The sequence below is a fragment of the Iamia sp. SCSIO 61187 genome, from assembly GCF_019443745.1.
Lineage (GTDB): Bacteria > Actinomycetota > Acidimicrobiia > Acidimicrobiales > Iamiaceae > Iamia.
The window spans coordinates 3,556,263-3,570,714 of sequence record NZ_CP050948.1 but is presented as its reverse complement, the minus strand read 5'-3'; the positions used below and the strand labels follow the sequence as shown (position 1 = coordinate 3,570,714).

Genomic DNA, 14,452 nt, shown 5'->3' with positions numbered 1-14,452 from the left:
GGCCGCGACCGTACCGGCCGAATCGCCTGGGGTCGTGACCGGTGCCACCGGTAGCCTCGGCCGCCGTGCGTCGTGCCAGGGGATCCGACGCCGTGGCCCCCGCGGGCCGATCCCGCGAGGGGTGGCGGCTGCTGCTCCGGCAGATGCGCGTCCAGTGGGCCGGGATCCTCGCCGGCGTCGCCGTCGGCCTGGTGTGGACGGTCGGCCGGGTCAGCATCCCGTCGCTCGTGCAGCGGGCCATCGACCAGGGGATGGAGCAGGGCGACCAGGGGCGGATCACCTACTGGGCCGTCGTCATCGCCCTGGTGGCGACGGTGACCGCGGCCTGCACCGGGCTCCGGCGGTACATGGCCTTCCGCGAGGCCCGCCGGGCCGAGGCCCACCTGCGCGACCGGCTCTTCGCCCACCTGATCCGGCTGTCGTTCCCCTTCCACGACCGGACGGCCACCGGGCAGCTGATGAGCCGGGCCAACACCGACCTCCAGCAGCTCCAGAACTTCTTCTCCATCATCCCGCTGGCCCTGGCCAACGTCGTCACCGTCCTGGCCACGGCGGTGATCCTGGTGACGATCAACCCGCTGCTGACGCTGCTGTCCCTCGGCGCCCTGCCGTTCCTGGTCGTCCTGACCCGGAAGATGAGCGCTGACCTGTTCCCGACCCAGATGGCGGTGCAGCAGGAGTCGGCCGAGCTGGCCGAGGTGGTCGAGGAGACGGTGGCCGGCGTCCGCGTCGTCAAGGGCTTCGGCGCCGAGGGCGTCCAGGACACTCGGCTGCGCCGCGAGGCCGACGACGTGTTCGACGCGTCGATGGCGGGCGCCGCCGTCCGGGCCCGCTACTGGCCGACCCTCGAGCTGCTGCCCACGGTCGGCCTGATCCTCGTGCTCGGCTACGGCGGGCACCTCGTGATCGACGGCCGGCTGAGCGTGGGCGAGCTGGTCGCCTTCAACGCCTACGTGACCCTCCTGGTGTGGCCCATGCGGATGCTGGGGTGGATCGTGGCCATGGCCCAGCGGGCGGTGGCCTCGGCCGAGCGGGTGGCGGAGCTCCTCGACACCGACGTCGACGTCGACGAGCCCAGCCGCCCGGTGCCGCTGCCGGCGCGGGTCGCGGCCGGCGACGGACCCGGTGTCGGGCGCGTCGCCTTCGAGGACGTGAGCTTCGGCTACGCCTTCGGCGACGTCGCCGGGCCCCGGGTCCTCGACGGGTTCTCCCTGGAGATCCCCGCCGGCCAGTCGGTCGCCGTCGTGGGCGGGACCGGGAGCGGGAAGTCCACCGTCGCCCGGCTGCTGTGCCGGTTCTACGACGTCGACGCCGGCGCCGTCCGCCTCGACGGGGTCGACGTGCGCGACGTCGGCCTCCACGACCTGCGCCGGGCCGTCGGCCTGGTCTTCGAGGACACGTTCCTCTTCAGCGACTCGATCGGCGCCAACATCGCCTTCGCCGACCCCGACGCCTCGCTCGCCGCCGTCGAGCGGGCCGCCCGGCTGGCCGGCGCCCACGAGTTCGTGAGCGACCTGCCCCAGGGCTACGACACGCTCATCGGCGAGCGGGGCTACTCGCTCTCGGGCGGCCAGCGCCAGCGCATCGCCATCGCCCGGGCCATCCTGGCCGACCCGCGGGTCCTGATCCTCGACGACGCCACCAGCGCCGTCGACCCCACCAAGGAGCACGAGATCCGCGACGCCCTGGCCGAGGTCATGCGGGGGCGGACGACCATCGTGATCGCCCACCGTCCCGCCACCATCGCCCTGGCCGAGCGGGTCGTGCTCGTCGACGGTGGCCGCGTCGTCGCGGACGGCACCCACCGGTCCCTCCTCGCCTCGAGCGCCCGGTACCGCCAGGTCCTGGCCTCGGCCAGCGCCGCCGACGAGGCGGCGGCGGCCGAGGCGGCGGCGGCCCAGGCCGGGAGGGCGGGGGCCGACGAGGGTGCGTCTCTGCCGGTCGGGGGCGGGTCGTGATCGTCTCCGCCGGCGTCAGCGAGGAGGACCGCCTCGACCGCAAGGCGGCCGGCCAGGTGCTGCGGCGGGCCGGCCGCACCCTCGGCCCCTACCGGCGCACGCTCGTCGTCGTCTTCGTGCTGATGGTCAGCTACACGCTGACGACCATCGCCGGCCCCTTCCTCGTCCGCCACGGCATCGACGCCGGGATCAAGGAGCGCGACGGCGGGGCGCTGAACTGGGCCGTCGGGCTCTACGTGGCCGTGTCGCTGACGGGCTTCGCCATCAACCGCTGGCAGATCCTGCTCATCTCCCGGGTGGGCGAGAGCTTCCTGCGCGACATGCGGACGCGGGTGTTCCGGCACCTCCTGCGGCTCTCGATGCCGTTCTACGACCGGGAGAAGGCGGGCGTCATCGTCTCCCGCATGACCTCGGACATCGACTCCCTGCAGGAGCTCGTCCAGCTCGGCCTGCTCCAGTTCACCTCCAGCGTCCTGCTGATCGTGCTCACCCTCGTGCTGCTGGCGGTCACGTCGTGGCAGCTCCTCCTCGTCGTCGCCATCCCGCTGCCGTTCGTGGTGCTGGCCAGCGTGAAGTTCCAGCGCGACTCGAACGCCGCCTACCTGACGGTGCGGGACCGCATCGGCTCGGTCCTGTCGCACCTCCAGGAGGGCATCAGCGGGGTGCGGGTCATCCAGGCCTACGCCCGCGAGGGAGCCGAGACCCAGCGGTTCGGGCACCGCAACCGGACCCTCTACGGCGCCCACATGCGCTCGGTCCGCATCCAGGCCTGGTACCTGCCGGTGATCGAGATCGCCGGCACCGGGGCCACGGCCCTGGTGGTGTGGATCGGCGGCCGCCTGGTCGTGGGGGACACCCTCACCGTCGGCACCGTCGCCCTCTTCGTGCTCTCGCTGTCGAACCTGTTCGAGCCCGTCCAGCAGCTCTCGCAGCTGTTCAACCAGGTCCAGTCGGCCGGCGCCGGGCTCAAGAAGCTCTACGAGGTGCTCGACACCGAGGTCGACGTCCCCGAGGCGGCCGGTGCCGTCGCCCTCCCGGCCACCGGGGCCGTCGCCGTGCGGGGGCTGTCGTTCGCCTACCGGGCCGACCTCGACCCCGTCCTGCGCGACGTCGACCTCGTCATCGAGCCGGGCGAGCGCCTCGCCCTCGTCGGCCCCACCGGCGCCGGGAAGTCGACCCTGGCCAAGCTGGTCGCCCGCTTCTACGACCCCACCGAGGGCTCGGTCGCCTTCGGCGGGGTCGACCTGCGCGCGGCCCGCCTCGACTCGCTGCGGGACCGGATCGCGGTGGTGCCCCAGGAGGGGTTCTTGTTCAACGGCACCATCCGGGACAACGTGCGGGTCGCCCGGGCCGGGGCCAGCGACGAGGAGGTCGACGCCGCCCTCGAGGCCATCGGCGTGCGCGACCGCTTCGCCGCCCTCGCCGACGGGCTCGACACCGAGGTCCGCGAGCGGGGGTCCCGGCTGTCGGCGGGCGAGAAGCAGCTGGTCTCCATGGCCAGAGCGGCGCTCGCCGATCCCGCAGTCCTGGTGCTCGACGAGGCGACCTCGTCGCTCGACCCCGGCACCGAGGCGGTGGTCGAGGCGGCCGTCGAGCGGCTGATGGAGGGGCGCACCACCATCGTGATCGCCCACCGGCTCACCACCGCGGCCCGCGCCGACCGCGTCGGCGTGGTCGAGGGTGGCCACCTGGCCGAGCTCGGGACCCACGCCGAGCTGGTGGCGGTCCCCGGCGGCCGCTACGCCCGCCTCTACGCGGCCTGGACGTCGGGCCTCCCCGAGGCCAGCTGAGCCGGGCCGGTCAGCTGCGGGTGAGCGTGGCCGTGAGGTGGGGTGTGAGGGGCTGGCCGACGGCGGCCATGGCGACCTCGTAGGTGAGGGTGTCGCCCACGAGGCGGTAGGTGCGCTCGGTGGCGGTCACCGACTTCGCCGTGGGCGCGCCGACCACCGCCTCCGACGACAGGACGATCTCGAGGGCGACGCCGTCGGCCTCGACCACGCCGCTGCTCACCTCGACCAGGCCCGAGGCCGTGGCCAGGACCAGCTCCACGCCGCCGTCGTCGGTGAGGCGGAGGAAGCCGGCGTCGGCGTGCAGCCCTCGCCCGTCGTCGGCGGCCCGGGTGGAGGTCCGCCACGAGAGGCGGGGCTTGCCCGGCAGGGGCACGACCTCGAGCCGCTCGGTGTAGCCGAACGGGTCGATGGTCGGGTAGTGCCCTCGACCCGGTCCCGACCAGGTGCCGGCCAGGGCGGCCAGCGGGCCGTGGACGGCGGGGTCGGCGGCCGGTGCGGCCGGGGTCGGGGCGGCGGCCGCCGGTGCCGGGGCGGCGTGGGACGACGGCTCGGGCGGGGCGAGGTCCGGCTCGCCGGCGAGGAGGTGGGCCCAGCGGGCGTCGCGCTGGCCGGGGCGGCGGGGGAGCAGCCGCACGAGCGGGTCGCCCCACCCGGCCATGTCGCGCAGGACCTCCTCGACCTCGTCGGCGTCGGCGAAGGGGTGCAGGCGCTCGGTGCGGGTCCGGAGCTCCTGGGGCGTCTGCGGGCCGCGGAGCAGCAGGACGGTGAGCACGGCCCGCTGCGGCTCGTCGAGGGCGAGGGCGTCCACGGCGACCTGCCGGTACTTGACGCTGCGATCGCCGTGGCTGGGCAGCAGCTTCCGCACCAGCTTGTGGGCCTTCAGGCCCTCGACCGCGGCCTCGACCTGGACGGTCGAGAGATCCATGAGCGGGTCGCGGCTCGACGTCTGGTTGCACGCCGACACCAGGGCCTTCATCGTCAGCGGGTAGGTCGCCGGCACCGTGCGCTCCTTCTCGAGCAGGCTCCCCAGCACCCGCGCCTCGGCCGGCGTCAGCACGATGTCCATGACGGCCACCGTACGACCCACCAGGTAGTCGTGGCCGGGCCGGCATCGGCAGATGGTGGGACCCATGACCGACACCACCACCACCGACACCACGCCCACCGACCCCACCTCCGCCGACGCCGGGATGGACGTCGCCGGCGTGGCCGCGCTCGTCGACGCCCACCTGGCCGCCTTCTCCGCCCCCGACGCCGCCACCCGGCGGGCGCTCATCGAGCAGGCGTGGGCGCCGGCGGGCCACTTCGCCGACCCGCTCTTCGCCGCCACCGGGCACGACGAGATCGACGCCCTGGCGGCGTCGGTCCCGGGTCTCTACCCCGACCACGTCTTCACCCGGACCAGCGGGATCGACCTCCACCACGACCACGCCCGCTACGCCTTCGCCTTCACCGCCCCCGACGGCACCGTCGTCATCGACGGGACCGAGGTGGCCCAGGTCGGCGCCGAGGGCCGCCTGGTGCGGGTGATCGGGTTCTTCGGGCCCGTCCCCGAGGTCTGACCGCCCCCGCCCCTCTCCGGGCTCAACCCCCCCGGAGAGGGGCCGATGGTGGGGGATGGCTCGCCCCCCACGCCGTCTGCTCCGTCGCGCCGCGCTGGGGCTCGTCACCCTGCTCGCCCTGGCGCCGCTGGCGGCGTGCACCCCTCCCGAGCAGGTCGTCTTCCAGGGCCACGGCTGGGGCCACGGGCGGGGGATGGGCCAGTGGGGGGCGCTGGGCTACGCCGTCGACCACGGGTGGGGCGGCGGCCGCATCCTCGACCACTTCTACGGCGGCACCCGCACGACCGCCGTGCCCGCCACCCAGCAGCGGGTGTACCTGACCGCCACCAAGGGCCGGGACCTGATCGTGACCCAGGGCGACGCCGCCCTGCGGGTCGACGGCTACGGCGCCGACGTCGGAGCCGTCCGCATCGCCCGCCTCGGCGCCGGCCGGTTCCGGGTGTACCGGGGCTCGGGCTGCGGGGGGCCGTGGACCCACGTCGGCGATCGCCAGGCCGGCGCCGTCACCGTCCGGACCTCCCTGCCGCAGGGCGACGACGTCGACCGCATGATGCAGCTCTGCACGTCCACCGGGGTGACGTACTACCGGGGCATCGTCCGCGCCGTGGAGGCCCTCGGGACGATCGTGACCGTGAACGAGGTGCACATCGAGTCGATGCTGCGCTCGATCGTGCCCAAGGAGATGTCGCCGTCGTGGGCCGACGCCGGCGGTGGCCGTGGCGCCGCCGCCGTGCGGGCCCAGGCCGTCGCCGCCCGGTCCTACGCCCTGTCGGGCGACACCCGGTGGGGCAGCTGGGCCACCACCTGCGACACCTCGGCCTGCCAGGCCTACGCCGGCTACGGCCGCCGGGCCTCGGGATCGTCCACCGTCGTCCCCCACGAGGACCGCCGGACCAACGCAGCCATCGCCGCCACCGCCGGCCAGGTGCGGACGTTCCCCGACGGCCGCATCGCCCGCACCGAGTTCGGCGCGTCCAGCGGCGGCCGCACCGCAGGGGGCGCCTTCCCCGTGGTCGTCGACGACGGCGACGACATCGCCGGCAACACCAGCCACAGCTGGTCCGTCACCGTCTCCCGGGCAGCTGTCGAGGCCGCCTTCGACCGCCGCCAGGGTCGGGACATGGGGACCTTCTCCGGCTTCGACTCGTGGGCCCGCTCGGGCGGAGGGGACTGGGGTGGGCGGGTCACGTCCGTCCGGGCCCTCTTCAGCGGCGGCAACGTCACCCTCACCGGGGAGCAGCTCCGAGCGCTGTTCTCCCTCAAGAGCAGCTGGTTCACCGCATGATCGATCGTCGCCGCCCCGCCACCCGCCGCCTCGTCGTCGCCCTGGGGGCCCTGCTGCTGGGCGTCACATCCGCCGTCGCCGGCCCCACCGCCCCACCGGCGCCGGCCGGCGCCGCCGACGCCACCTTGCGGCTCCAGCGGACGGTCGACGTCCAGTTCGCCACCCGGGCCACCTCGACGGGCACCCGCGAGCGGTTCTCGTCCCCGACGCTCGCCGACCTCGACGGGAACGACCAGCCCGAGCTGGTGGTGGCGGCCCCCGACGGCACCATCACCGCGACCCGCCTCGACACCGGCGCCCGCCTCTGGCAGCGCGCCCTCGGTGCCACCGAGATCCACGCCTCGCCCGTCGTCGACGACGTCGACGGGAACGGCAGGCCGGACGTCGTCGCCGCCACCATGGACGGCCGAGTCGTCCTGCTGAACGGCCAGACCGGTGGCGTCATCCGCACGTTCCGCCAGGGGGCGCCGCAGCACTGCCCGCCGGGGGTCGACTGCCGCCCCGACGGCTTCTTCGCCACCCCGACCATCGGCGACGTCAACGGCGACGGCCGCAAGGACATCATCGCCGCGAGCTTCGACCACTCGGTCTACGCGTGGAGCGCGGGCGGCACCCTCCTGTGGCGGGCGTTCCTCGAGGACACCCTGTGGTCCTCGCCGGCCATCGTCGACCTCGACCGCAACGGCCGACCCGAGGTGGTCCTCGGGGGGGACATCTACGCCGGCAACAACCTCGGCGTCCCCGGCGGTGGCCTCCTGTGGGCCCTCCACGGGGCCAACGGCAGCCGCGTCTCGGGCTACCCCATGTCGTTCCCGGGCCAGACCATCTGGTCCTCGCCCGTGATCACCGACCTGGACGGCGACGGGAGCTGGGACGCGGTGTTCGGCACCGGCTCCAACTTCGCCCCGTCCGCCGCCAGCCGCCTCGTCCACGCCGTCACCCTGCGGACCCGGACCCGGGTGCGGGGTTGGCCGGTCGTGACCCAGGGCCAGGTGGTGCAGCAGCCCGCGGTGGGCGACATCGACGGTGACGGGGCCCGCGAGGTCGTCGTCAACACCGAGACGGGCTACCTCGACGCCTTCGAGGCCGACGGCGCCCGCCGGTGGGTCACCTGCAACGCCAACGACCGATCTCGGTGCGGCGGCTACGTCTCCCACAGCGGCGTCACCATCGCCGACGTCGACGACGACGGCGTCCAGGAGGTCGTCGCCACCTCGGGGGTGGAGCTGCGGGTCTACGACGGGCGCGACCGCTCGCTCGAGGCCGGGCACCGGCTGCCCGGGAGCTACGGCAACCTGCACACCGCGGCGGTGCCCTCCATCGCCGAGCTCGGCGGCCGGACGATCATCGCCCAGTCCGCCTTCTACCGGGTGGGCGGGCACACCGGACCCGAGCGCGCCGGCGACATCGTGCGCACGGCCGTGTTCACCACCGACGCGCCGCTGTGCGCCGAGGACTGGCCCGCCTTCAAGCGGGGCCCCCGCCGGGACTCGGTGCAGGCGGACCGGGCCCCCTGGCACCCCTTCGCCTGCGGCCGCCCGTTCGTGGCCCAGCAGTACCGCGACCTGCTCGGGCGGGAGCTCGACGCCGACGGCGCCGCCTTCTGGACGGCCCGCCTGCGCACCACGTGGTCGGGCCCCCGGGTCATCCGGGGCTTCATGAACAGCGGCGAGTTCGAAGGGGTCGCCGCCCCGGTGGTGCGCGTCCACATGGGGCTGGAGACCGGTCCGCCCGGCCCGGCCGACGAGATCCGGGCCGGGATGGAAGCCCTCCAGCAGGACGTCCCCCTCGCCGACGTGGCCCAGACCCAGCTCGACCAGCTGGCGCCGCAGACCGACGCCGCCCTCATCGACGCCGTGTTCCCCCGCCTGACCGGCCGCACGCCCACCGCCGGCGAGCGCAGCACGGCCCGGTCGGTCATCGACCAGCGGGGCCAGGCCGGGTGGGTCGCCCAGCTCAGCGGGTCGTCCTCGGCGCAGGCGCACCTCGCCGTCCCGGTGGAGGTGGCCATGGCCTACATCGGCCTGCTCGACCGGGCGCCCGAGCCGGGGGGGTGGGCCTTCTGGGTCGACCGGATGCGGGCGGGCACATCGTCGCACCGGCTGATCGAGATGTTCCTCAACACCACCGAGTACCGGGGACGGGTCCTGTAGCGGGCCGGGCGCGACGAAGACCCGGACCAGGGGGGATCCGGGTCTTCGTCGGGCGGGACCGACTCGCGGTCGAGTGGCTCAGGCGGCGCGGCCGACGGCGGCGCGGACCTGCTCGCGAGCGTCGCGGGCGGCCTCGCGGGCCTGCTTGACGACCTCGCGAGCCTGCTCGGGGAGCTTGGCCTCGAGGTCGTCGAGGACGGCCTCGACGCGCTCCTCGACGGAGTCGAGGCGCTCCTCGACGAGCTTCACCCGGCCGTCGAGGGTGCTGGCGAGCACCTCGAGGCGGGTCTTGGCGTCGTTGACGACGTCGTCGGCGTCGAGCGAGCCGAGGAGGGCCTCGATGCGGGCCCGGACCTCGGTGAGGAGGCTCTCGGCGGTGCCGCCGAGGTCGTCGATGCGGGTGCGGGCCTCGGCCACCTGGGCGGTGACGGCCTTGGTCAGCTCGACCCGCTGGACCTGGGCCTTCTGGAAGGCGATGACGCCGGCGCCCACGCCCACGTAGAGGGCGTCCTTGGCGATCTTGGTGACGTCGTCGGTGGTGATCTCGGGCATCGGATGCTCCTCGTCGGTTCGTGGTGTCTGCTCGCCAGGGTACGCACCTTGCATAACAGTTGCAAGCACACGACCGTGTGATTGCCGTCTCACCGGGCCGCGGGTGGGCCCGGGGGTACCCGGGCCGGGGAGGGGTAGGCGGTAGGTTGGCGCGCCCGTGAGTGACGTCGCACCCCCCGCCGCCGACGCGCCGCCGCCGGTCCCGCTGGGGAAGCGGGAACCGCCGGGCGAGCCCGGCTCCCCGGCCGCCCCGGCGGTGGTCGCGGTGATCGTCACCCACGACCCCGGGCCGTGGTTCGAGGAGGTGCTGCGCTCGTTCGCGGCCCAGACCTACGAGGCCCTCTCGGTGCTCGTGGTCGACACCGCCAGCGCCGAGGACCCGTCGGCCCGGGTGGCCGCCGTCCTCCCCGACGCCCGCATCAAGCGCCTGGACCACGACCCCGGGTTCGGCGCCGCCGCCAACCAGGTCCTCGACCTCGTGGAGGGGGCCGCCTTCCACCTGCTGTGCCACGACGACGTGGCCCTGGCGCGCGGCGCGGTGCGGGCCCTCGTCGAGGAGGCGTTCCGGACCAACGGCGGCGTGCTCGGCCCCAAGCTGGTCGACTGGCACGACCCCCGTCGGATCCGATCCGTCGGCGGCGCCATCGACAAGACCGGTGTCCCGGCCCCGTCGGCCGAGCCCGGCGAGCTCGACCAGGAGCAGCACGACGCGGTGCGCGACGTCTTCTACGTCGCCGGCGGCGTCATGCTCGTGCGCGCCGACCTGTTCGCCACGCTCGGCGGGTTCGACCCCGGCATGACCTTCCACGGCGAGGACGTCGACCTGTGCTGGCGGGCGCACGTGGTCGGGGCCCGGGTGCTCGTCGTGCCCTCGGCGAGGGTCCGCCACCTCGAGGCCCTGGCCACGCGCCGGCCGGTCGACGACCGTCGCCGGCTCCAGCAGCGCCACCGGGTCCGGTCCCTGCTGTCGTGCTACCGGTGGTCGCACCTGGTCCGGGTCGTGCCCCAGGCGCTGGTCCTGGCCGTGATCGAGGCCGTCGGCGTGCTCGTCACCGGTCGGGTGCGCCACGCCGCCGACGTCGCCGGCGCCTGGACGTGGAACCTGCGCCGGATCGGCGCCCTGCGCCGCCGGCGGCGCGCCATCGCCCGATCCCGGGCGGTGCCCGACGCCGAGGTCCGCGAGCTGCAGGTGCGGGGCAGCGCCCGGCTGACCGCCTTCCTGCGGGGCCAGGTCGGCTCGGCCGACGACCGCCTCGCCGCCCTCGCCGCCACCGGGCGCGACCTCACCGGCACCTTCCAGGCGCCGCTCACCCGGATCGCCCTCGGGGCCGTGATCTTCACCCTCGGGCTGGTCGCCATCGGCAGCCGCAACCTGATCTTCGAGCCCCTGCCCGCCGTCGGGGAGATGGCGGCGGTGCCGGCGTCGGCCCTCGACCTCCTGCGCGACCACCTGTCGGGCTGGCGCTCCACCGGCGGCGGGGGGCCGGGCGCATCCCCGACGGGCGTGGGCGCCCTGGGTCTCGGTGGCCTGCTCAGCCTGGGCGCCACCGGTGTGGCCCGGAAGCTGCTCGTCTTCGGCCTCATCGCCGCCGGACCCGTGGGCATCTGGCGCCTCAGCCGGCCCATCGGCTCGATCCGGGCCGGGGCCGCGGCCGTGGTCGTCTACGCCGCCATCCCCGTGCCCTACAACGCCCTCTCCCACGGCACCCTGTCGGCCCTGGCCGCCTACGCCGTCATCCCCTGGGTGCTGCTGGGGCTGGGTCGGACCATGGCCCTGGCGCCGTTCGGCAAGCGGGACCTGCCCGAGGACGCCGACGTGGTGATCGACTCGGTCACCAGCGCCCCCGCCCGGGCCCTGGGGATCGGCGTGGCCCTCGCCCTGGGCGCCACCGTCACCCCCGCCATCATCCCGCTGGCAGGCGTCGTGCTCGTGGGCCTCGTCGTCGGATCGCTCGTGGCCGGGCGGACCGCCGGGCTGCTCAAGGCCGTCGGCGCCACCCTGGGCGGGGTGGTCGTCGCCGTCGTCCTCCACCTCCCCTGGAGCGCCACGCTGCTCCTCGACGGGGGCGGGTGGGCCGCCGTGGTCGGCGCCGACCAGACCGCCGTCCGCCCCATCGGCGAGCTCCTCCGCTTCCAGACCGGGCCGTACGGCAACACGCCGCTGGGGTGGGCGTTCCTCGTGGCCGCCGCCCTCCCGCTGGTCATCGGGCGCGGCTGGCGCCTGGCCTGGGCCATCCGGGCCTGGTTCGTGGCCCTGGCCTGCTGGACGGTCCTGCTCCTCGCCGAGCGGGGTGCCCTGCCCTTCGACCTGCCCCCCGCCGAGGTCCTGCTCGTCCCGGCCGCCGCGGCCCTCGCCTTCAGCGCCGCCCTCGGCATGGCCGCCTTCGAGGTCGACCTCCGCCACTTCCAGTTCGGCTGGCGCCAGGCCGCCTCGATCGTGGCCGCCGTGGCCGTGCTGGTCGGCGGTCTCACCCTCGCCCCCGGGGTGTTCGACGGGCGGTGGAAGGTCCCCAAGGCCGACCTGAACCGGTTCGCGGCCACCCCCCTCACCGCCGACGGCGACCGCGACGCCCGGATCCTCTGGCTCGGTGACCCCGAGGTCATGCCGCTCGGCGCCCACCGCTACGACGACGACGTCGCCCTCGCCACCTCCGACGGGCTGCCCGACGTCACCAGCCTGTGGGCCGGCCGCCGCCACGAGAGCACCGAGCGGCTCATCGACCTCGTCGGCCTCGGCGCCGACGGTCGGACCGCCCACCTGGGCGAGCTGCTCGGACCGGAGGGCGTCCGCTACATCATGGTCCCGACCCGGTCGGTGCCGGAGGCCTACGACGGTGTGTCCGCCCCGCCGCCGCGGTGGCTCACCGACATGCTCGATGCCCAGCTCGACCTCCAGCGGGTCGTGACGGACCGGTCGCTGCTCGTCTACCGCAACACCGCGTGGCGGGGGATGGCCCACACCCTCGTGCCGTCGGCCCAGCTGCCCGACGAACCCGCCGGGGCCGTCGACGTCGACCTCAGCGCGGCCGAGGGCCTGGTCACCGCCCGCCCGGAGCACGACCGCTACCGGCTGGAGGTCCCGGCCGACTCCGACGTCGTCGCCGCCGTCCCCTCCGAGGGCTGGGAGCTCGACGTCGACGGGAGCCAGGAGGCCGACGGCGAGGTCTTCGGCTGGGCCGCCCGCTTCGCCGAGCCCGGCGCCGGGACCGGCACGCTCTCGTACCGGACGCCCGCGACCCACCTGGCCCTCGTGCTCGTGCAGCCCGTCCTCTGGGCGGTCGCCCTGCTCGCCCGGCGTCGCATCCTGAGCGGGGCCCGGCGCCGCGCCGCGGCGGCGGCCGCGCCGCCGCCGGCACCGGCCCCCGTGGTCGATCCCGTCGAGGCCGCCGCCGCCGCCGTCGCCGGGCTGGCCGAGCGGGCCACGGCCGCCACGTCCGCGGCGACCGACGCCCCCCCGGTCGAGGCCGCGGGCGAGGGTGACGCGGGGCGCCGGGGCCGTCGCCGACGGCGCAAGGAGGGCGAGCGGTGATGAAGCGCTGGCCCCCCCTGGTGCTCATCGCCGCCCTCCTGGTCGGCGGCCTGATCGTCGGCCGCGACGGGTCCGGGCGCGACACCAGCGCCATCGGCCCGGTCGACCCGGCGACGCTGCTGCCCGTCGCCGACCCCGACGACGCCATCGACGGATCCTGGTTCTGCGCCGGCCAGTCCGCCGGCGACGACACCCCGGCCGACGGCACCCTCGTCCTCGCCAACGTGGGCGACACCGACGCCGTGGGCATGGTCCACGTCGTCGCCGCCGGCGAGGACGACGACCCCGTCGTCGAGCGGGTCGAGGTCCCGGCCCGCACCACCGAGCGGGTCCGCGTCGCCGACCTGCTCGAGGCCGACTGGGCCGCGGCCCAGGTCCAGGTCGAGGGGGGCACCGTCGTGGTCGAGCACGAGGTCGTCGGCGAGCACGGCCGCGACGTGGCCCCGTGCTCGTCACGGGCGTCGGACCACTGGCTCCTGCCGAGCGGGGCCAGCACCCGCGACGCCACCCTCACCCTGGCGATCTACAACCCGTACCCCGGCGAGGCCCGCGTCGACCTGCGGTTCCACACCGACGACGGCGTCCGCGAGCCGGCCGACCTCCAGGGCCTGCGCGTCGGGCCCGGCGCCCTCGTCGCCGTCGACGTCGCCGCCGTGGTGACCGAGCGGGCCGTCATCGCCACCGTCGTCGAGGCGACCCGCGGCCAGGTCGTCGTCGACCGCATCCAGACCTTCGACGGCCAGGGCGCGGCCACCACCGACGAGGAGGCCGAGGAGGAGACGTTCCTCCGGGAGGGGCTGACGCTCACGCCGGGCGTCCCCGCCGCCCGCCGGGTGTGGGCGTTCCCCGCCAGCGTCCGGGCCGGGTTCCTCCACGAGCGGGTCCTCGTGTTCAACCCCGGGGAGGAGGCCGCCGACGTCGCCGTCGAGGTCGCCCTCGACGACCCGCTCCGCAACGGCGTGCTCGACGCCTTCCCGCTGACGGTGCCGCCCGGGGAGGTGGCGGTCCTCGACGTCGACGACATCGAGACCGTCCCGCTGGGCATCACCCACTCGATCACGGTCCGCTCCGAGAACGACGTCCCCGTCGTCGCCGAGCGGACGATCTCGGCCGCCGGCGAGGCGGCCGAGGACCAGCCCGCGCCGTACCTCGGCGAGGCGACCTCCACCGGGTCGCCCGTGGCCGCCGAGGGGTGGGCCTTCGCCGCCGGGGCCGAGCCCGGGGCCGAGGCCAGCCACATCGTCGTGACCAACCCGGGCGACGACGCCGTCCAGGTCGAGCTGGTGGCCTTCGGCGACGGCCAGACCTCGCCGGCGCTGGTCGACCAGGACGGGGAGCCGGTGACCTCGTTCGCCCTCGACCCCGGCGCCCGCCGGGAGGTCATCGTCTCGGCCGACCTGCCCGAGGGGCGGACGTCGGTCGAGGTCCTGGCGGACGGCCCCGTCGTCGCCGAGCGGCGCCTGCTGGCCGAGCGCACCACCGCCGCCGGCGACGACGATGAGGCGTCCGCCGACGAGGGCGAGGAGGCCGCGGACGAGGAGGGGTCCACGACCGAGCCGGGTCGGGGCACCTCGACCGCGCTCGGGATCCCGCTCCGCCGCGGGCTCGTCGTCCTCGACTGAC

9 protein-coding genes are annotated in these 14,452 nt (G+C 75.4%); 7 read left to right on the top strand and 2 right to left on the bottom strand.

All coding sequences use genetic code 11. The features are described from left to right. The first annotated feature begins 65 nt into the window (after nucleotides 1-65). Together HC251_RS16995 and HC251_RS16990 are read left to right on the top strand one after the other, a co-directional pair. Nucleotides 66-1,958, top strand: coding sequence for an ABC transporter ATP-binding protein (locus HC251_RS16995; RefSeq protein ID WP_219941797.1), 1,893 nt, complete (start codon nucleotides 66-68; stop codon nucleotides 1,956-1,958). Then, entirely contained in the window at nucleotides 1,955-3,748 is a 1,794-nt protein-coding gene (locus HC251_RS16990; RefSeq protein WP_219941796.1) for an ABC transporter ATP-binding protein, read from the top strand. Before HC251_RS16995 ends, HC251_RS16990 begins: the two co-directional genes overlap by 4 nt. Nucleotides 3,749-3,758: 10 nt before the next feature. On the opposite strand, the gene HC251_RS16985 is transcribed toward HC251_RS16990, so the two are convergent. After that, a complete protein-coding gene (locus tag HC251_RS16985; protein WP_219941795.1) occupies nucleotides 3,759-4,814 on the bottom strand; it encodes a DUF480 domain-containing protein in 1,056 nt (351 codons plus the stop codon). 64 nt (nucleotides 4,815-4,878) lie between these two features. Between HC251_RS16985 and HC251_RS16980 the strand changes: the two genes are divergently transcribed. Genes HC251_RS16980 through HC251_RS16970 form a run of 3 tightly spaced genes read left to right on the top strand, consistent with a single transcriptional unit; the run spans nucleotide 4,879 to nucleotide 8,748 of the window. After that, complete coding sequence (locus HC251_RS16980) at nucleotides 4,879-5,310, top strand: hypothetical protein (protein WP_219941794.1); 432 nt, start codon at nucleotides 4,879-4,881, stop codon at nucleotides 5,308-5,310. Between the two features lie 55 nt (nucleotides 5,311-5,365). Beyond that, nucleotides 5,366-6,595 carry a SpoIID/LytB domain-containing protein gene (locus tag HC251_RS16975; protein WP_219941793.1) on the top strand — a complete coding sequence of 410 codons (1,230 nt, stop codon included), beginning with the start codon at nucleotides 5,366-5,368 and terminating at the stop codon, nucleotides 6,593-6,595. After that, nucleotides 6,592-8,748 (top strand): FG-GAP-like repeat-containing protein, encoded by a 2,157-nt coding sequence (locus tag HC251_RS16970; protein ID WP_219941792.1) that lies wholly within the window; start codon nucleotides 6,592-6,594, stop codon nucleotides 8,746-8,748. The genes HC251_RS16975 and HC251_RS16970 overlap by 4 nt, the downstream gene beginning before the upstream one ends. A 78-nt stretch (nucleotides 8,749-8,826) precedes the next feature. On the opposite strand, the gene HC251_RS16965 is transcribed toward HC251_RS16970, so the two are convergent. Then, nucleotides 8,827-9,300, bottom strand: coding sequence for a hypothetical protein (locus HC251_RS16965; protein ID WP_219941791.1), 474 nt, complete (start codon nucleotides 9,298-9,300; stop codon nucleotides 8,827-8,829). 157 nt (nucleotides 9,301-9,457) lie between these two features. On the opposite strand from HC251_RS16965, the gene HC251_RS16960 reads away from it, so the two are divergent. Both HC251_RS16960 and HC251_RS16955 read left to right on the top strand, forming a co-directional pair. Continuing rightward, nucleotides 9,458-12,829 carry a glycosyltransferase family 2 protein gene (locus tag HC251_RS16960; protein ID WP_219941790.1) on the top strand — a complete coding sequence of 1,124 codons (3,372 nt, stop codon included), beginning with the start codon at nucleotides 9,458-9,460 and terminating at the stop codon, nucleotides 12,827-12,829. Further along, nucleotides 12,829-14,451 carry a DUF5719 family protein gene (locus tag HC251_RS16955; protein WP_219941789.1) on the top strand — a complete coding sequence of 541 codons (1,623 nt, stop codon included), beginning with the start codon at nucleotides 12,829-12,831 and terminating at the stop codon, nucleotides 14,449-14,451. Before HC251_RS16960 ends, HC251_RS16955 begins: the two co-directional genes overlap by 1 nt. The last annotated feature ends 1 nt before the right edge of the window (nucleotide 14,452 follow it).